Origin of the sequence: Maridesulfovibrio sp., from assembly GCF_965230075.1 — a bacterium.
Lineage (GTDB): Bacteria > Desulfobacterota > Desulfovibrionia > Desulfovibrionales > Desulfovibrionaceae > Maridesulfovibrio.
Genome location: NZ_OZ245945.1, coordinates 2,137,968 through 2,156,900, shown reverse-complemented (window position 1 = coordinate 2,156,900; position 18,933 = coordinate 2,137,968). Strand labels below are relative to the sequence as shown.

General features: G+C 48.0%; 16 protein-coding genes. 4 read left to right on the top strand and 12 right to left on the bottom strand.

Translation table 11 applies throughout. The features are described 5' to 3' along the window. Nucleotides 1-37: 37 nt before the first annotated feature. The 10 genes from dnaB to ACO05Z_RS09740 form a co-directional block, all read right to left on the bottom strand. The gene (gene dnaB, locus ACO05Z_RS09785) at nucleotides 38-1,465 is read right to left on the bottom strand and encodes a replicative DNA helicase (RefSeq protein ID WP_421901992.1); all 1,428 of its coding nucleotides are present in this window, start codon (nucleotides 1,463-1,465) and stop codon (nucleotides 38-40) included. Further along, a complete protein-coding gene (rplI, locus tag ACO05Z_RS09780) occupies nucleotides 1,440-1,973 on the bottom strand; it encodes a 50S ribosomal protein L9 (RefSeq protein WP_421901991.1) in 534 nt (177 codons plus the stop codon). The genes dnaB and rplI overlap by 26 nt, the downstream gene beginning before the upstream one ends. A gap of 9 nt (nucleotides 1,974-1,982) precedes the next feature. Then, complete coding sequence (rpsR, locus tag ACO05Z_RS09775) at nucleotides 1,983-2,243, bottom strand: 30S ribosomal protein S18 (protein ID WP_015851900.1); 261 nt, start codon at nucleotides 2,241-2,243, stop codon at nucleotides 1,983-1,985. A gap of 2 nt (nucleotides 2,244-2,245) precedes the next feature. Beyond that, the gene (gene rpsF / locus ACO05Z_RS09770) at nucleotides 2,246-2,557 is read right to left on the bottom strand and encodes a 30S ribosomal protein S6 (protein WP_320175518.1); all 312 of its coding nucleotides are present in this window, start codon (nucleotides 2,555-2,557) and stop codon (nucleotides 2,246-2,248) included. 171 nt (nucleotides 2,558-2,728) lie between these two features. Continuing rightward, the gene (locus ACO05Z_RS09765; RefSeq protein ID WP_421901990.1) at nucleotides 2,729-3,493 is read right to left on the bottom strand and encodes an enoyl-ACP reductase FabI; all 765 of its coding nucleotides are present in this window, start codon (nucleotides 3,491-3,493) and stop codon (nucleotides 2,729-2,731) included. 37 nt (nucleotides 3,494-3,530) lie between these two features. Beyond that, the gene (locus ACO05Z_RS09760; protein ID WP_421901989.1) at nucleotides 3,531-4,430 is read right to left on the bottom strand and encodes a phosphoribosylaminoimidazolesuccinocarboxamide synthase; all 900 of its coding nucleotides are present in this window, start codon (nucleotides 4,428-4,430) and stop codon (nucleotides 3,531-3,533) included. A 12-nt stretch (nucleotides 4,431-4,442) separates the two neighbouring features. Then, nucleotides 4,443-5,747 (bottom strand): histidinol dehydrogenase, encoded by a 1,305-nt coding sequence (gene hisD, locus ACO05Z_RS09755; protein WP_421901988.1) that lies wholly within the window; start codon nucleotides 5,745-5,747, stop codon nucleotides 4,443-4,445. A 192-nt stretch (nucleotides 5,748-5,939) separates the two neighbouring features. Further along, the gene (locus tag ACO05Z_RS09750; RefSeq protein WP_421901987.1) at nucleotides 5,940-7,316 is read right to left on the bottom strand and encodes an outer membrane homotrimeric porin; all 1,377 of its coding nucleotides are present in this window, start codon (nucleotides 7,314-7,316) and stop codon (nucleotides 5,940-5,942) included. A gap of 303 nt (nucleotides 7,317-7,619) precedes the next feature. Next, nucleotides 7,620-9,023 (bottom strand): outer membrane homotrimeric porin, encoded by a 1,404-nt coding sequence (locus ACO05Z_RS09745; RefSeq protein ID WP_421901985.1) that lies wholly within the window; start codon nucleotides 9,021-9,023, stop codon nucleotides 7,620-7,622. A gap of 405 nt (nucleotides 9,024-9,428) precedes the next feature. Further along, nucleotides 9,429-10,805 (bottom strand): outer membrane homotrimeric porin, encoded by a 1,377-nt coding sequence (locus tag ACO05Z_RS09740; protein WP_421901984.1) that lies wholly within the window; start codon nucleotides 10,803-10,805, stop codon nucleotides 9,429-9,431. A 284-nt stretch (nucleotides 10,806-11,089) separates the two neighbouring features. On the opposite strand from ACO05Z_RS09740, the gene uvrC reads away from it, so the two are divergent. After that, complete coding sequence (gene uvrC, locus ACO05Z_RS09735; protein WP_421901983.1) at nucleotides 11,090-12,898, top strand: excinuclease ABC subunit UvrC; 1,809 nt, start codon at nucleotides 11,090-11,092, stop codon at nucleotides 12,896-12,898. Between the two features lie 99 nt (nucleotides 12,899-12,997). Here the strand turns inward: uvrC and ACO05Z_RS09730 are convergent, their stop codons facing one another. Together ACO05Z_RS09730 and ACO05Z_RS09725 are read right to left on the bottom strand one after the other, a co-directional pair. Beyond that, a complete protein-coding gene (locus tag ACO05Z_RS09730; protein WP_421901982.1) occupies nucleotides 12,998-13,681 on the bottom strand; it encodes a metal-dependent hydrolase in 684 nt (227 codons plus the stop codon). A gap of 2 nt (nucleotides 13,682-13,683) precedes the next feature. After that, a complete protein-coding gene (locus ACO05Z_RS09725) occupies nucleotides 13,684-14,262 on the bottom strand; it encodes a UbiX family flavin prenyltransferase (RefSeq protein ID WP_421901981.1) in 579 nt (192 codons plus the stop codon). Between the two features lie 184 nt (nucleotides 14,263-14,446). Here ACO05Z_RS09725 and purT point away from each other — a divergent pair, with 184 nt between their 5' ends. The 3 genes from purT (at nucleotide 14,447) to ACO05Z_RS09710 (ending at nucleotide 18,889) form a co-directional block, all read left to right on the top strand. Beyond that, a complete protein-coding gene (gene purT, locus ACO05Z_RS09720) occupies nucleotides 14,447-15,628 on the top strand; it encodes a formate-dependent phosphoribosylglycinamide formyltransferase (protein WP_421901980.1) in 1,182 nt (393 codons plus the stop codon). 304 nt (nucleotides 15,629-15,932) lie between these two features. After that, entirely contained in the window at nucleotides 15,933-17,237 is a 1,305-nt protein-coding gene (locus ACO05Z_RS09715; protein WP_421901979.1) for a Na+/H+ antiporter NhaC family protein, read from the top strand. A 176-nt stretch (nucleotides 17,238-17,413) separates the two neighbouring features. Continuing rightward, complete coding sequence (locus ACO05Z_RS09710; protein ID WP_421901978.1) at nucleotides 17,414-18,889, top strand: tetratricopeptide repeat protein; 1,476 nt, start codon at nucleotides 17,414-17,416, stop codon at nucleotides 18,887-18,889. Nucleotides 18,890-18,933 lie beyond the last annotated feature (44 nt).

Here is an 18,933-nt window from a genome sequence, read left to right as displayed (position 1 = left end):
GTGTTTTTAAGTGCATCACGTCATAAATAATACCGGATTATTCATCGTCGTATTCAGACGGATATGGTTCGGCAGCAAGATTCTCAAAGGCGGTATACGGGCCCAGGAAGGCCAGTTCGCAAATACCTGTCGGACCGTTACGCTGTTTACCGATGATGACTTCAGCAGTGTTTGTCAGCGGTTTATCTTCTTTCTTATTGTAGAAGTCTTCACGATAGAGAAAGAGAATAATATCAGCATCCTGCTCAATAGCACCGGATTCACGCAAGTCAGACATCATGGGGCGTTTGTCGGTACGTTCTTCAACCTTACGGTTAAGCTGTGACAGGGCGATTACAGGTATGTTTAACTCTTTAGCCAGAGCTTTGAGGGTTCTTGAAATGTCAGAAATTTCCTGTTCGCGGGAATCAGTCCGCGCACTGGAGCGCATCAACTGCAGGTAGTCAATCATGACCAGCCCGAGATTGTGCTGTGATTTTAGGCGTCTACAGCGTGCGCGCAGTTCCATGGTGGAAATAGCAGGTGTATCATCAATAAAAATAGGCGCTTGTGTCAAGTCCTGAGCAGCATCATAAAGCTTGGCCCAGTCTTCGTCGTCAAGAGAACCGGTTCTGAGGCGGGAAAGATCTACTTTACCATGACAAGCAAGCATACGAGTCATGAGCTGACCCATAGCCATCTCAAGGGAGAATACAGCAGTGGTAACCCCGGAATGCAGGGCCGCGCGCATGGCAACGTTCAGGGCGAACGCTGTTTTACCCATACTTGGACGTCCTGCAATGATGATCAGGTCAGAATTCTGCAGACCCGCGGTCATCTCATCAAATTTGTGGTAGGTGGTCGGGATACCGGTAATCAGCGAAGTCTGGTCAGCCCTTTGTTCAAGGTCCTGAAAAACTTCAGTAATGATCGCTTTACTGCCCTTGATAGTAGTATTCTTCTTGGAGTCAGTAATGTCGAAGATGGACTGCTCGGAATGGTCGAGCAATTCCTTGACGTTCTGAGTATCGAAGCTTTCGTTGATGATGTTGGCGGCGGCATCGATCAGACTGCGCTGGATGCTTTTTTCAGCTACGATTTCAGCATGGTGCAGAGCGTTTGCAGAACTGATAACTGAGTTTGCAAGCTCGGCAAGATACACAGGACCGCCCACGGAATCGATTTTGTCTGCGGCAGTGAGGTATTCACTGACGGTGATCAGGTCGATGGGGGCGTTGCGCGTATAGAGGGTCTCAAAGGCCCGAAAAATTTCCTGATGAGCAGGGGAGTAGAAATCGTCGGATTTGACGATGTCAACGAGGTCGTTGAATATAGTGTTACTAAGAAAAACCCCGCCAAGAACAGCCTGTTCGGCTTCAAGGTTGTGCGGCGGGACTTTACGCAAAAGATCGGACGAAGCGTCGTTAGACGCTCCGCCCGAATTGTAGTCTGAGCCTGATTTACGCTTCTGTTGCTTCTTCTGCATCTTCAGCTACTTCGGTTTCAGCGGGAGCTTCAACCTCTTCAGCGGGCTCTTCTTCAACCGGTCCGCCAACTTTGGCTACAACCAGTTTAACTTCACCACGAACTTCGGGGTGGAGTTTAATTTCGATGTCGTACTCACCGAGGGAACGGATAGGATCGGACAGCAGGATTTTTCTGCGGTCGATTTCGAAATCCATTTCTGCGAGAGCGTCAGCGATGTTAACTGCGGTTACGGAACCGTACAGTTTGTCGCCTTCACCGACACGAACTTCAATGTTAACTTCAACTTCAGCCAGTTTGTCACGAAGACCTTCTGCCTGAGTGCGGAGATTGTCAGCCATTTCCTGAAGCTTTCTTTTTTCAAGCTCGAACTGCTTGAGGTTAGCTTCGGAAGCGGGCATAGCCAGTCCCTGAGGAATCAGGTAGTTGCGGCCATAACCAGCTTTAACGGTAACAATGTCACCAAGACTACCAAGAGCGTCTACATCGGCACGTAAAATAAGTTTCATGTCGTCCCCCTAGATGCTCTTTTTCTTAACATCGGTGCTATGCACAGTAGTGTAGTGCATGAGAGCCATCTGTCTGGAACGCTTGATTTCAGTGGTCAGACGGCGCTGATGCTTAGCGCAGGTACCGGTGATTCTGCGGGCAATAATTTTGCCGCGCTCGGTTACGAAGTCCTTGAGAATGTCAGGACGTTTATAATCGAGGGGAAGGTTCTTATCCGCGCAGAAGCGGCAGAACTTTCTTTTGGGTGTGAATTTTCTTTTGAATGCCATGATTAAGCCTCCTCTGCCTTAGCGGTTTCATCAAGTTTAACAGTTACGAACTTGAAGATACCATCGGTGATACGGATGTTGCGCTCGAGTTCAGCAACCAGCGGACCGGGTGCGTCGAAAATGAGGCGGACATAGTATCCACGGGTCTGGTTCTGGACAGGGTAAGCCAGCTGGCGGGAACCCCAATCGTCGATCTCATCCATTTTACCGCCTTCGCGGTCGATAATTGCGATGAGTCCCTCAACGAGTTCTTTGCGGCTGTCGCTCGCAAGTTCGGGGCTCAAAAGCAAAAGTACTTCATACTTTCTGAGCATATTAACTCCTCCTTATGGTCTATGGCCCTTTCCTATATAAGGGCAAGGCAAAAGGGATGTTTATTCCCTTCACTCAGTCCTGTCAAGCAGGAATGAGACTATATCTTAAAAATAAAAAAGCCGGAAGCTTAAAAAAGCTTCCGGCCATGGGATTCGAGATCCGGTCGGAAATTAAATTCCGAGAATGTTGTAACCGCAATCCACGAAGTGGGTTTCCCCGGTAACACCGGCGGAAAGGTCAGATGCATAGTAAACTGCAGTCTTGCCTACATCTTCAGTGGTTACATTGCGTTTGAGCGGAGCGCGCTCTTCAATGTGTCTGAAGATGTCTTTGAAGCTGGAGATGCCGGAAGCAGCGAGGGTCTTGATAGGACCTGCGCTTATGGCATTGATGCGGACATCTTTTTCGCCGAGGTCAACAGCAAGGTAGCGGACGCTAGCTTCGAGAGTTGCTTTGGCAACACCCATTACATTGTAGTTGGTGATAACTCTGCTTGATCCGAGATAGGTCATGGCCATGACGGAACCGCCGGGCTTGATCATATCTTCGTATGCGTTGCAGAGGCTTACCAGAGAGTATGCGGAAACATCCATGGCGAGGTGGAAACCGTCGCGGGAAGTTTCAATGTAGCGGTTTTTGAGATCGTCACGGTTGGCGAAAGCTACAGAGTGGATGAGAATGTCAAAGTCTCCCCACTGTTTTTTTACTTCTTCAACAGAAGCGGCGATGCTTTCATCGCTCTGCACATCACACTGGAAAGTGAATGCGCCGTCCAGTTCTTCACTGATGGGCTCAACACGTTTTTTGATGGCATCGTTAACATAGCTGAAAGCCAGTTCAGCACCATGTTCTTTAAACTGCTTGGCGATGCCGTAAGCAATGCTTTTTTTGTTAGCAACACCGAAAATCAGTGCTTTTTTACCTTTCAGAAGCATTGATATCTCCTTTTTTATACTTGCTTTTTAAAAGCTATTAAGCGTCAAGTTCGCTTTCAGTCAAGAGCTTGAATGCTTCCATGTACTTATCGCGGGTTTTTGTTGCGATTTCTTCAGGTACTTCGGGAGCCGGAGGCTGTTTGTTGAATTTGATTTCAGTAAGCCAGTCGCGCAGGAACTGCTTATCAAAGCTGGGCTGGGATTTTCCGGCTTCGTAACCTTCTACAGGCCAGAAACGGGAGGAGTCCGGAGTCAGGACTTCATCAATGATGATCAGTTCGCCGTCATAGATACCGAATTCAAACTTGGTGTCAGCAATGATGATTCCCTTTTCACGAGCGTAGTCACGACCGCGCTTGTAGATGGAAAGGGTTGCTTCCTGAACCTTGTCAAAGAGTTCTTTGCCGAGCATTTCAGTAGCTTTTTCTACAGAAATGTTTTCATCGTGCTCACCCAGTTCCGCTTTGGTGGAGGGGGTGAACAGAGGCTGTTCCAGCATTTCGGATTCTTTGAGTCCTTCGGGCAGCTTGTGACCGCAGACTTCGCCGGTGTTCTGGTAATCTTTCCAGCCGGAACCGGTGATGTAACCGCGTACAATGCACTCGATGGGCAGGGGCTTGGCTTTTTTTACCAGTACGGAACGTCCTTCCAGCTGGTCTCGGTATTTGTGGAGAACTTCAGGGTAGTCGTCTACTTTGGATGCGATCAGGTGGTTGGGAACGATGTCCTTGAACATGTCCATCCAGAAAAGGGTGATCTGGTTCAGGATCTTACCCTTGTCATCAATGGGGTTGGGCATGATGACGTCGTAAGCAGAAATTCTGTCGGTGGTAACCAGCAGAAGCTTGTCATCATCCACTTCGTATATATCGCGGACTTTTCCGCGGGAGAGAAGTTTCAGTTCCTTGATATCAGTTTCAATAACATGCTTGGACATCCGCGTATCCTCTTATTTTAATCTGGTTTCAACAGAACGGGCGTGCGCCTCGAGTCCTTCGAGCCTTGCCAGCCTAGCAATTTTACCGCCGTGGCGGTTGATATAATCCTGATCAGTATAGATCAGACTTGTCTTCTTAGTAAATGTCTCCACTGAAAGTGCAGAAGAAAATCTTGCAGTTCCAACAGTGGGTAGTACGTGGTTGGGACCGGCGAAATAGTCGCCTACGGGTTCAGGGGTGAAGTGGCCCATGAAGATTGCTCCGGCATGTTTGATCTGGCCGAGGGTGGCCCATGGTTCGTCATAGGCAAGCTCCAAATGTTCAGGAGCCATGCGGTTGACGAAATCAATACCGGTTTTGAGGTCGGGAACCTTGACGATCGCGCCCCAGTCTTCAAGGGATTTAAGGGCGATTTCGCCTCTGGGGAGAAGATCGGCCTGTTTCTTGAGTTCGTATTTTACTTTTACGCCCAGCTCATCATCCCAGGTGACGAGGATGGAGGAAGCGAGTGGGTCGTGTTCAGCCTGAGAAAGCAGGTCTGCGGCGATCCATGCCGGATCAGAATCACCATCCGCAAGGATAGCAACTTCACTGGGGCCGGCAATCATGTCGATACCAACTTCACCGACAAGCTGGCCCTTGGCAGTGGCAACAAAGATGTTGCCCGGGCCTGCGATAACATCACAGGGTGCAATAGTATCGGTTCCGTAAGCAAGAGCTCCGATAGCCCATGCTGAACCGGAAGCGTAAATTTCGGTGATTCCCAGTTCCTGAGCGGTGGCGAGGATGTAGGGGTTTAAGGTCCCGTCCTTACGAGGAGGGGATATTACCGCGATTTCTTTTACCCCGGCAACCTGTGCGGGGACAGCGTTCATGATCATGCTGGAGATGAGCGGGGTTTCCCCGCCCTGACCGCCGGGAACGTACAGGCCTACGCGATCAACCGGGCGTACCAGCTGTCCGAGGATTGTTCCGTCTTCTCCGGTGGTCCACCATGATTCTTCAACCTGTTTGCGGTGGAAATTTCTGATATTGCGGATTGCTTCTTCGATGATTTCGAGATCTTGAGATTCAATCTCCGCATAGGCAAGGCCGCGCTGGTCGCGGCTGACCTTAAGCATGGAATGGGTGAAATCCGGGCAGTCGAACTGTTTGGTGTAATCAACGAGGGCAGCGTCACCTTCGGTTTTTACTTTTGAGAGGATGTCTTTGACAATGGAGTCTACTTTGCTGTCAGGGTTGACTCTGAGTTCGAGCCATTTCTTGATTTCCGGCCAATCCTGCTGTCCGGAATAGGTAATATCTCTGCAAGGCATAGAAGTGTCCTTAGGATGTGATTGGTGAGTATGGTATCTTACGAAGAGATGTCTTTAAGATGTGTTGACCCTTAACGTAATGCTCATCAAAAGTCGAGAAGAATAGGTTGCCGCAGGTAGGAAAATAAAAAGGGCCGGGAGTTCATACTCCCGGCCCTCGGCGTCAAGGCAATACTGAAGCTCTAAGATTTCTTAGAACTTGTAAACGAGACCAAGAGCGAGCTTGAAGTTGGGATCCTGTTTGGTCTGGAGGCTGCCAGTGGTGTAGTTCTGCCATACGTCTTCGTCGAGATCTACAACTGCGTAACCGAATTCAACGATAGCTGCCAGTTCGTCGTAGATCTGGTAGTTGGTGTTGAAGTCAACAGCGAAAACATGGTCTTTGGTGGTCAGGAACTTACCGTCAGCAGAGATATTGTTGAGAGCGTTGTTGTTCTTGATCAGGTCTTCGTCGTTAGTGCCCTGAGCGTATATGATATTGATGGTGTGGCTCAGTTTTTCGAAGAAGGAGATGTTTTCAAAAGCAAGACCGACGGTCCACAGACCAACCTGCTGAGCATCGTCGAGGTCAACTCCGGTACCGGTCAATCCGGATGCGCCGAAGTAATAGCTGCCCATATCCCAGTCGTTGGCGATGGTGGGCAGGCGCTCAGAACCGTTATCGGTTTTGTCATCTTCACCGGTGGAGTATGCGAATTTCAGTTTGGGCTGTACGAAGTTCAGGCCGGTGTAAGCGAGAGAAGCGTCGAACATGAGACCGGAACGATCATTTTCTTTAGCGTCAGCTTCTACGGAACCGTAAGCTATGTCAGCGGCGAAAACGATGGGATCGAACATGTCCATTTCAAAAGAAGTACCGAGCCACCAAGCGTAGGAGTTCTTGTCCATGCCCACCTGTTTTGCGCTCTGGAGACCTGCAGGGATTGCTGCAACGTCTTTACCTATGATGGAGTACATAAAGTAAGGGGTAGCAGAGATGCCCTCAAGGGTGATGGGGGCTGCTGCATAGAAAATGTCCAGTTCGTCCTTTTCGTTGGTGTTGACGCCATCCTGAATGTGATCGTCGGCGTAACGGATGAAAGCACCAGCGACAGCAACCTGGTCGGTTATTGGAGTTTCAACCATGAAAGTTCCGAGGTCAGAGTCACCGAGGATCATAGAACCGGTAACTGCGCCGGGCATGTTGACAGAAAGAATACCGGCAGACGTTAGAACTTCGGTGCCGGGGAAACGATACTGCAGGTATGCACGCTTAACGTAGAGGCCATCATCGTTGTCGGAAGAGGATTCGTTGATGTGACCATTACCGAGGCGGTTTTTGTACTCGGTGTACAGAACTGCCCAGAGATTTTCGTTAGCGACGAAACGGAATTCAGTACGAGCACGGAACCAGAAGTTCAGGTCGTCGTCGCTGTTACCACCGTCTTTCTCACCGAGAAAGTCAGCGTTGTCGATGAGGTTCATCTGGAACTGGATTTGACCTTTAGCTTCCAGATCAACTGCGGAAGCAGAAGCTGCATAGCCCATGACCATGCATGCGAGTACTGCAAGAATAACAAGTTTTTTCATTTATTTAATCCTATTGCTGAATAATAGCACGATTGCCTGGCGCCTACCTTTTCACTCGTCAGGGACTCTAGTGATCTTGCAGGGTTAGAACATTAGACATTTGTCTGGGAGACTCTCGTACTTTTGTCCAATATTTTAAATATATATCGTTTATAAAGGGCTGATGGTTTAGCATTAGGACTAATTTGAAAATGGGGAGTGGAGTGTGCCTTTGTGTCGGCTTTTGTAAGCAAATAAAAAAGGGGCCGGGAGTATAAACTCCCGGCCCCCGGCGTCAAGGCTATGCTAAATTTCTAAGATTTCTTAGAACTTGTAAACGAGACCAACAGCGAACTTCAGGCAGGGATCCTGCTTGGTTTTCAGGCGGCCGTTAACACCGGAGTTTTCCCAGGTGCCTTTGTCGAGGTCAACGTCAGCGTAACCGAATTCAGCGATAGCTGCCAGTTCGTCGTAGATCTGGTAGTTGGTGTTGAAGTCGATTGCGAAAACGTGGTCTTCGGTGGTCAGGAAGTTACCATCAGCCTGGATGAAGTTGTTGCCTGCGGCAATAGCAGCACCCTGGTTTTTGATGAGGTCTTTGTCGTTGGTACCCTGAACGTACATGAAAGTAAGTCTGTGGGTAAGTTTCTCGAAGAAGGAGATATCGTCGAGAGACAGGCCGAGAGCCCAGAAACCGAGCTGTTCAGCGTTGTCGAGGTCAGCGTCAGTACCGGTCAGGTCAGTACCACCGAAGTAGAAGGAGTTACCGAGAGCCCAGTCGTTGGATACTACGGGCAGACGCTCAGAACCGTTGTCGGTTTTGTCGTCTTCACCGGTGGAGTATGCGAACAGAACTTTAGGCTGTACGAAGTCGAGGCCAGTGTAAGCAACAGAAGCGTCGACGAGGAGACCGGAACGATCGTTGTCTTTAGCGTCAGCGTCTACGGAACCGTAAACGATGTCAGCTGCGAAAACGATGGGATCAAACATGTCCATGGAGAAGGAAGTACCGAGCCACCATGCGTTAGCATTTTTGGTCTGTACGGAACCTACGGGACCGGAGAAGCCCTGTACAGTTCTACCGGTAGCAACAGCGCGGTCACCGATTACGGAGTATGCAAAGTAAGGAGTTGCAGAGATACCGTCGAGGGTAACAGGAACAGCTGCGTAGAAGATGTCCAGTTCGTCTCTGAGGTTGTTAGCACCATCGTCTTCGAGACGGTCGGTGTGGCGGATGAAAGCACCAGCAAGAGCGATTTCGTCAGTGATGGGGGTTTCAACCATGAAAGTACCGAGGTCAGCATCACCGAGAACCATGTTACCGGTTACAGCACCGGGAAGGTTAACGGAGAGGATACCAGCAGAAGTCAGAACTTCGGTGCCGGGGAAACGGTACTGGAGGTAAGCACGCTTAACGTAGAGACCGCTGTCGTTATCGGAAGCGGATTCGTTAGTGTGGCCGTTACCTACGCGGTTCTTGTACTCAGTGTACAGAACTGCCCAGAGGTTTTCGTTTGCGATGAAACGGAATTCGGTACGAGCACGGAACCAGAAGTTCAGGTCGTCGTCGCTGTTACCACCGTCTTTCTCACCGAGAAAGTCAGCGTTGTCGATGAGGTTCATCTGGAACTGGAACTGACCTTTAGCGTCCAGTTCAACTGCAGATGCAGAAGCAGCAAAGCCGAAGACCATGCATGCCAGTACTGCAAGAATAGCAAGTTTTTTCATTTTTATTATTCCTTTTGCTGAAATAAATGTTTAAGCACGATTGCCTGACGCCTACCTTCAGAGACAGTTCTAGCTCTTCACGAACTTCATGGCAAGCTAAAAATTACATTTTTTTGACAAGGGTAAAAAAAATTTTACCGTATAAAAAATTTTACTCGCGTTGCCCCCTTTGAAGCATAGATATTTTCTAGACTTTTTCAATTCAGGGCAAAATCCTTTATTTAAGCCAATTTTCCATTACAGAGCATTAAATAGTATTCTTTGAAGCGTGGTTCAAAAAATTTTACACTCATGAGCAGTACGAAACGGGACAGGTCTGGTGTCATTTTTTCAGCACTAGAAACAAAAAGGGCCGGAAGCATATACTTCCGGCCCACAATATCATGGTTGCTGACTTCTATTTATTTAGAATGAGTAAACCAGTCCAACTGCTAATTTGAGCATGGGATCGGTTTTACCGCCACGGGCGGAAACGTTTTCCCAAGTGTTTTTGTCAAGATCGACATCAACGTAACCGAATTCAACAATTGCTGCCAGTTCGTCATAGATCTGGTAATTGGTGTTGAAGTCGATTTCGATTGCGTGGTCTTCATCTGTCAAGAAGTTCCCGTCATCGGTGATGTTGGCCAGGTTTGCGCTGTGATTTTTAATAAGACCAGCATCGTTAGTACCCTGAATGTACAGGAAATGAATGTCGTGGCTCAGTTTCTCGAAGAAGGAAATTTTTTCGAGAGAGACACCTACGGTCCAGAAACCGAGCTGTTCTACGTTGTCGAAGTCTGTTTCAGTCAGAGCAGAGCCACCGAAGTAAGTAGTACCGAAGGCCCAGTCGTTACTGATAATGGGGAGACGTTCGGAACCGTTAGCGGTATCGTCATCTTCACCAGTGGAGTAGGCGAACAGAATTTTAGGCTGAACGAAGTCCAGTGCTGTGTAGGCCAGAGATGCATCAAGAAACAGACCGGAGCGATCATTGTCTTTAGCATCGGCATCTACAGAACCGTAAACGATGTCAGCGTCGAAGACGATAGGGTCGAACATGTCCATGGAGAAGGAAGTACCGAGCCACCATGCATTAGCGTTTTTGGTTTGAGCGGAGCCAACGGGACCAGCAAGACCCGGCAAGGTTGCACCTGCATCATTGACTGCTTTGTCGCCGATTACGGAGTATGCAAAGTATGGGGTGGCAGACATACCATCTATTGTGATGGGCAGAGCTGCGTAGAAGATGTCCAGCTCGTCTCTTTTGTTGGTAGCACCATCGTTTTCGTAACGGTCAGTGTTACGGATGAAAGCACCGGCAATAGCGATTTGGTCGGTAATAGGAGTTTCAACCATGAAAGTTCCGAGGTCGGCGTCAGCAAGAACGATGTTGCCTGCAGCTGCACCGGGCAGGTTGACGGAGAGGATACCGGCGGAGGTTAAAACTTCAGTGCCGGGGTAGCGGTACTGGAGGTATGCACGCTTAACGTACAGGCCGTCGTCATTGTCGCTGGCGGATTCGTTAATATGACCGTTACCTATGCGGTTCTTGTATTCTGTGTACAGAACTGCCCAGAGGTTTTCGTTGGCAACAAAGCGAAACTCAGTACGGGCACGGAACCAGAAGTTTAGGTCGTCTTCGCTGGTGCCACCGTCTTCTGTAGACAGGAAATTCTGATTGTCGATAACATTCATCTGAAATTGAATTTTGCCTTTGGCTTCAATGTCAACTGCTGATGAACTTGTTGCGAAGCCCAGAACCAGTGTGGTCAGGACTGCAAGGATTGCAATTTTTTTCATGTTAACCTTCTTTTGCTGAATGAAATGTTAAAAGTCATCTGCCATATATTGTTGTGGTCTGTTTTAATTACTGCTTGATTTCATAACTACCCGCAGAGCAAAATAATTTGATCCATTTAGTAATGGGCTGTAAGACTATTAAATTAAAAATATGGCAAAATCAAAGTTTGGATGAAAATTAATTCAAACTGTCAAATTGCTAAAGTCCCTTTATTGACAGTGAGTATGGAGGGATATAGGTCTGGGTTTTAACCATATGGCAGATGAAAAAGGTGGCACGATTAATGGCTTTTGAGTTTAACAGTGCGGATTTCCCGGCATTACCCGGTGTATATCTGATGAAGGATTCATCAGGGCGTATTATATATGTAGGGAAGGCGCGGGAGTTGCGCAAAAGATTGGCATCGTATTTCCGGGCTATGCATAAGCATACGCCCAAGACCCGGGTGCTGGTATCCAAAATCAATTCTATTGATACCCTTGTTACCGGGACTGAGAAAGAAGCCCTGCTGCTTGAAGCCAGCCTGATCAAAAAACACAGGCCGCGTTATAATGTGGTCCTCCGTGATGACAAGCAATATGTCCTTTTTCAGCTGGATAAGAAATCTGAATACCCTCGTTTGCGCATGACCCGTAAGGTTGTTCGCGATGGTTCTGTCTACTTTGGTCCTTACACCTCCAGTTATTTCGCCCGCGAAACTTGGAAAGTGCTGGGTAAGGTCTTTCCCCTGCGTAAATGTTCAGACTCAGCTTTTCGCAACCGCGTGCGGCCTTGTTTATATCATGACATCGGGCAATGTCTTGGGCCATGCGTGAACGTGGTGCCTCGGCAGGACTACATGGAATTGGTTCATCAGGTTGAGATGCTCCTTTCCGGCAAGGCTGGAGATCTGATCGGTTCCTTGCGCCGGCAGATGGAGGAAGCTTCAGAAGTATTGGATTTTGAAAATGCCGCCAAATATCGTGATCAGATCAAAGCCATTCAGAAAACCGTGGAGAAACAATCCGTGGTTCTCGGTGAGCGTTCGGATATCGACGTTATTGCGCTTGCGGAATCATCACAGGGGGTGGGGCTGGGACTGCTTTTCATCAGGAAAGGGCGTTTGCTTGATAAAAAGCATTTCTTTTGGCCGGGACTTAGCCTTGAAGATGGTGAGGAAGTGTTGAACAGCTTTGTTTCTCAGTTCTATTCTTCAACCAAATTTATTCCCCCCAAGCTTTTCGTGCCTTATGAGTTTGATATGCAAGGAACTGCTGAGCTTCTCAGCGAGCGTAGCAAGTCCACCGTGCGCATTGTAACTCCGCACAGTACTGAGGAGAAAAGGCTGCTGGAGATTGCTCGTAAGAATGCAGCCCTTGGCCTGAAAGAGAAGGAAAAGAATAACGATAATATTCTTGATCTTCTGGCCGCTAAGTTAAAGCTTTCCGGTCCGCCGCAGCGCATAGAATGTATTGATGCCTCCCATCTTGGCGGGGAGGGCATGCGTGTAGGTATGGTCGTTTTTGAAGAAGCCAAGCCGGAGAAATCGCAGTACCGTAACTATGCTTTTCCGGAACTGGAGCACTCCTCAGATGACTACGCGGCTCTTTTCCATTGGGTGATCAAGCGTATTGATTCCGGACCGCCGTGGGCGGACCTTATATTAATAGATGGTGGTAAGGGTCAGCTTGCTTCGGTTGAAAAGGCTTTTGCTGAGAACTGGAAGTATGACGAGCCTATCCCGCATTTGGCTTCCATTGCCAAAGGGCCGACCCGTAAGGCCGGCGAGCTTGAGGACCGTATTTTCAGGCCCGGGCGTAAGAATCATCTGCCACTTAAAGGTGGGAGTCCGGAACTTTTATATTTGCAGCGCGTTCGTGACGAAGCGCATCGTTTTGTCATCGGCAGGCAGCGTAAGTCGCGCAAGAAGAAGGTTTTGCAGAGCGAGGTCCTTTCCCTGCCCGGTATCGGTCCTAAGACAGCACGTCTGCTTTGGGATGAGTTCGGTTCTGTGCAGAAAATGAAAGAGGCCTCCGTAGAAGACCTCTCTAATGTTCAGGGGATCGGCAAAAAGCGCGCCCAGCAGATTTTTGATGCTTTTAGGGAGGTCTAAGATGCCTCCGGCGGCTTAAACCCTTTTTGTAAAAAGGGTTTAAGAATCCCAAAAACTTTTAATATGCTTCGCGTTCTCACTTATTTAGGTAAGAGGCAACTAAACTTCTTGTTCTTTTCCGATTTCCAGTTCAACCACTTTACACTCTGGAGCCAGTTCGGAACATGCTTCTTTGAAGTCAATGGCATCCTGTTCCAGAATGGGGAAGGTGCCGAAGTGCATGGGAATTGCGGTTTTGCAACCCAGCAGTTTGCAGGCGTAGGCTGCGTCTTTTGAGTCCATTGTGAACCAGCCTCCGGTGGGCAGCAGGGCTACATCGATGTCGTGCAGCTTGCCGAACAGTTCCATCGAAGCGAACAGCCCGGTATCTCCGGCAAAGTATACGCAGTAATCATCTTCGTAAGTGAGGATGTATCCTGCAGGTGCTCCGGTGGCAGAGGAGTGCATTGCCTGCACCATTTTGATTTTGATTCCGGCTACGGAAACAGTACCGCCGATGTTCATGCCGATTATATTGTTCTGATCTATGCCCAGACCGACCATTTTTTCAACCAGATCGAAAATACAGACCAGTGTGGCTCCGGTGGCCTTGCATATTTCCACTGCCTGCCCGATGTGATCACCATGGTCGTGGGTTACCAGCACGGCATCTGCCTTGCTGATTGATTCCCATGTTGCGGATGCTGTAGGATTACCTTCAAAGAAAGGATCGATGATTACGGTTTTGTCGTTAGACTGGATTGTGAAGTTGGAATGTCCGTTCCATGTGAATACGTGTTTCATATTTACCTCGAAGATTCCTCTCCCCAGCGGAGGTACAGGTTATGGGGGATTCCCATTTGTTCAAGAATTCGTCCTGCCATATGTGAGGCCATGTCCTCCAGACTTCTGGGAGCATGGTAAAATCCCGGTGATGCGGGCATAATCGTTGCCCCGGCAAGTGTTGCGGTTTCCATGTTACGGATATGGATCAGGTTTAACGGGGTTTCGCGTGTAACCAGAACCAGTTTGCGTCGTTCCTTGAGGCAGACGTCCGCGGCCCGGTGGAGCAGGTTGTTACCCAACCCCTGTGCAATTGCCGCAAGAGTAGCCATGGAGCAGGGGCAGATGATCATTCCATCATGCTGCCATGATCCGCTGGCTGGAGGCGCGGCTATGTTCTCCTGTCGGTATACGAAATCTGCGCATCCGGTCAGGTCTTCTGGTTTAAATTCAGTTTCAAGTTCCATCACCTTCAGGGCGGCATCGGAAATGATCAGGTGCAGCTCAACGTTCTCGGCTGAACCGAGGTGCTGAGCAAGCTTGACCGCATAAATAGTTCCGCTGGCACCGCTTACGGCGAGGATTGCTTTTTTCTTATCCATATTAATAAGGATACTCCTTTTAAAGGCTGCTTAGTTCAGATGCTCAAAATACAACAGGGGGATATCGATGACAAGGAGAAGGGCGCATCTAATTCCTTGAATTTTTGCTTGTCTTGTGAGACTAGAAGCACACCCAAACGAAATAAATTTCCCACAAGACAAAACATCTTACGGAGTAAAATCTATGGTCACTCTCGGAACTGCCGGAACTGCTTCCGCCCGCAAAATGATGCTGCTTGGCGGTGGTGAACTTGGTAAAGAGGTTGTCATTGAAGCTCAGCGTCTCGGCGTTGAGGTCATTGTCGTGGACAGGTATGAAAATACCCCGGCCATGCAGGTCGCGCACCGCAGCTACGTGATTTCCATGCTTGATGCAGTAGAATTGCGCCGCGTTGTTGAAACTGAAAAGCCTGATTTTATCGTGCCGGAAATTGAAGCTATTGCCACTGAGACTCTTCTCGAGCTGGAAAAGGAAGGCTTCAACGTAGTTCCCACAGCCCGCGCCACCCGTCTGACCATGGACCGCGAAGGCATCCGCCGCTTGGCAGCAGAGGAAGTGGGCTTGAAAACTTCTCCCTACAAATTTGCTGATACCAAGGAAGAATACCTTGAAGCAGTAAAGGAAATCGGCATTCCTTGTGTAATCAAGCCGGTTATGAGTTCTTCCGGTAAAGGGCAGAGCACTGTAAAATCCGAAGCAGATATCGACCGCGCTTGGGATTACTCCCAGTCCGGAGGACGTACAGGTGAAGGTCGCATCATCGTAGAAAGCTTTGTAGATTTCGACTATGAGATTACTTTGCTCACTGTACGCCATGCAGGTGGTACTTCCTACTGCGCGCCCATAGGACACAGACAGGATGACGGTGATTACCGTGAATCATGGCAGCCCCAGCCCATGTCTGATGCAGCTCTTGCCAATGCTCAGGACTACGCACTTAGAATCACCGATGCCCTTGGCGGCAGAGGGCTTTTCGGCGTGGAGCTGTTCATCAAGGGTGAGGAAGTCATTTTCAGCGAAGTTTCCCCCCGTCCCCACGATACCGGACTGGTGACCGTGATTTCTCAGGATTTGAGCGAGTTCGCACTGCATGTCCGCGCCATTCTCGGCCTGCCCATTCCGGCAATCCGCCAGTACGGGGCCGCTGCATCCAGCGTAATCCTTTCCAACGGCAAGTCTGAAGCTCCGGCGTTCGCCAATGTGGACAAGGCTCTCGAGGAAGCTGATACTAAAGTACTCATCTTCGGAAAGGGCGAATGTGACGGTGTACGCCGTCTGGGCGTTGCCCTTGCTCTCGGTGATGATGTCGAAGACGCGAAAGAACGTGCTATCCGCGCTTCATCTGCAGTAGAAATTGAGTACTAATTTATTTTATATAGTCTGATTTAAAAGCTCCTTTCGTATTGGATATGTATGGAAGGAGCTTTTTCTTTAAGTTAAGCTTTAAGGATACCTGTTGGGTTTTTGTTGACATAACCGTCAAAAGGTGAGCATTTATAGCTCCTCAGTAGCGCAAATAATGAAAATTTAGCGCAAAAATTACTTTTTTCAATAGATAAGTAGTTACTTACGTTGATTTTCTTAAAGTGGTTCGAACAATAGCTCCGCCATGCGGAGATCTTTTTTACTCGAACTATATGTCTAACTCTTTATATAGGAATATAGTACTATGAAACAGGAAGCAAACGGTTTGGCCTTAGCGCCATTGGCTCTATTTTTGGTGATTTTTATTGGAACCGGATTTTTCCTGACCATGAACGGAACCAGCATGGCTTTCTACCAGCTCTCCGCCACCGTGGCCATTCTGCCTGCAATCGCTTGGGCAATCTGGATGGGTAAGGACAAGCTCAACGACAAGATCAATATCTTCCTGCGCGGTGCAGGTGAGCCGGGTATTGTTACCATGTGTATGATCTACCTGCTGGCGGGCGGATTTGCATCTGTCGCAAAATCCATTGGCGGTGTTGAGTCTACTGTTAACCTCGGTCTGTCCATTGTTCCTGCATCCATGGTCTTGCCCGGACTGTTCGTAATCGCTGCTTTCATTGCTACTGCCATGGGTACTTCCATGGGTACCATCGCCGCTATCGCGCCTATCGCTGTAGGGGTTGCCGGAAAAACTGATATTTCTTCTGCAGTGCTAATGGGCGCTGTTGTTGGCGGAGCTATGTTCGGTGATAACCTGTCCATGATCTCCGATACCACCATCGCCGCAACCCGTACTCAGGGCTGTAAGATGAGTGATAAGTTCAAGATGAACTTACTCATAGCCTTACCAGCCGCATTGGTCACCATCGTGATTCTCTATGTAGCGGGTGAGGGCGGTCAGGTGGTAGCCGAGGGCGGATACAGCTTGCTTAAGGTTCTGCCTTACATCACTATTCTGGTTATGGCCGTGCTTGGCGTGAACGTATTCGTCGTTCTCGGCGCAGGTATCGTTTTCACCGGGCTGGTTGGTTTTGCCTCCATAGACAGCTTCAATCTGCTGACTTTCTCTCAGGACATCTACAAAGGTTTTACCGGAATGCAGGAAATCCTCGTGCTTTCCCTACTGGTGGGCGGTCTTGGTGAGCTGATCAAGTTCCACGGCGGTATCACCTACATCATCAACTTCATCGGCAAGCTGACCAAGGGCACCAAGTCCACCAAGGCCGGTGAGTTCAGCATCAGTGCTCTTTCCGTAATGTCTGACCTTTGCACCGCGAACAACACCGTAGCCATCATCCTCACCGGGGGCATGGCCAAGGAAATCGCCGAAAGCCACAATGTTGATCCCCGCCGCAGCGCAAGTCTGCTGGATATCTTCTCCTGCGTAGTACAGGGACTCATTCCTTATGGCGCACAGGTCCTGCTGGCCGGCTCCATATCCGGACTTTCCCCGCTCGAGATCATTGGCAACATGCATTACTGTTTCATCCTTGCAGTAGTAGCAGTGCTGAGTATCCTGACCGGATTTCCCCGGATTAAGAAATAAATATATCTGATTGATAAATTGTGAAATCCCCCGCAGCCTGATGGTTGCGGGGGATTTTTTATGGAGTTGTGTAAATTGTCATTCTGTATTGACGGATCGTATTTGTATCGTTAAGCATTTTAGAAAATGGGATTGTGATAATTGGTGGTTTGCTTTTGATATAAGGGGGAGTTTTTTTGTTTGATTCTACTCAGATAGTTGATGCTGTTATGGCTATGCCGGGTGTTGCCTGGTTTTGGGGCCTTAATCTTACTACAAAACTTGCGGTTTTAGGTGTTGGGTTTGCTGCTTATCCTGTAGGTATTCATTTTTTTGGACTATTTAAACGCAAGGGGAAAGATATATCTGCCCAGAATGTTGAGGTAAACGTTACAGTTTCTGCTCGTGAAGAATCACAAATTTTGGCTGAAAAATTATATGAAGATTTGAAGGATACTCAACAAGTCCTCCAGTCTAAAGACGAGGAAATTAAAGCGCTCAAGGATGTTATTGATGGTTTGCGTGAGCCGCAGGATAGTCCTGAAGATGATGATTATGCCGCACAAGCAGAAGCCGAACTTGCGAAAGGTAATTCTGACTTAGCTAAGGCATTTTTTGCTGAAGAAGCAAAGAAAAATGTTGAGGCTGGTAAAGAAAGATATATAAAGGCAGCTCAAGCCTATAGGCGTATGGGGGCTTTGACTTATATGGATAATCCTAGAGAGGCTGTTAAGGTATATCAAAAATCAGTTGAACTTGATCCAGAATGTGCAGAGGGATGGAATAGTCTGGGGTTGTTGCGCAAATCACTTGGTGAGTTAGAAGAGGCAGAGAAAGCATATAAAAAAATATTGCAAATCAATATTAATGATAAAGAGTCAGCTGCAGCAGCTTATTCTAATCTCGGTACCATTTGTCAAATACGGGGAGATCTTAGTGGTGCAGAGAAGTATTACTTGAAATCATTAACTATTGAAGAAGAGCGGGGGTGTAAAGATGGTATGGCTGTTGTTTACTCCAACCTTGGTCTAATCCGTGAAATTCAGGGGGAACTTGAAAGTGCGGAACAGTTTTATAATAAAGCTCTAAAGATTGATAAAAAATTAGCTTCTCTAGAAAGAATTTCAGCGAACTACGGTAATCTGGGGAGAATTTGTCAGATTAAGGGAGATCTTGAAGGAGCGGAAGAGTTACTTAAAGAAGCTTTATATATTGGTAAATACTTATCTTTGAAAGATCGTAATGCTATTCATTATGGTAATCTGGGCCTAATTCGATATGATCAGGGAGACTTTGAAGGTGCGGAAGAGTTTTATATAAAGGCTCTCAAAATAGGTGAGGAGTTAGGTAATAAGGAAAGGATGGCTGTACAATATGCCAATTTAGGTAACCTTCGTTTTTCTCAGGAGGATCTTGAAGGTGCTAAAAAATTTTATAATGACGCACTCAGGATTGGGCAAGAATTAGGAAGTAAGGAAATTATTGCTATTCAATATAGCAACATAGGTGTTGTTCGTCTAGCTCAGGTTGATCTTGAAGGTGCTGAGAAAATTTGGAGAGAATCACTTGCTCTGTATAAAGAAATTGGCATAGTTTCAGGTGTTAAGAAGGTGCAAGGCTTATTGGACAATTTGAAAGATATTAAAGACCAATTACCTTTTTTTCTAACCTAAAATAGCGGGAAGCCCCATCCAAAGAAGGGGCTTCCCGCTATTAA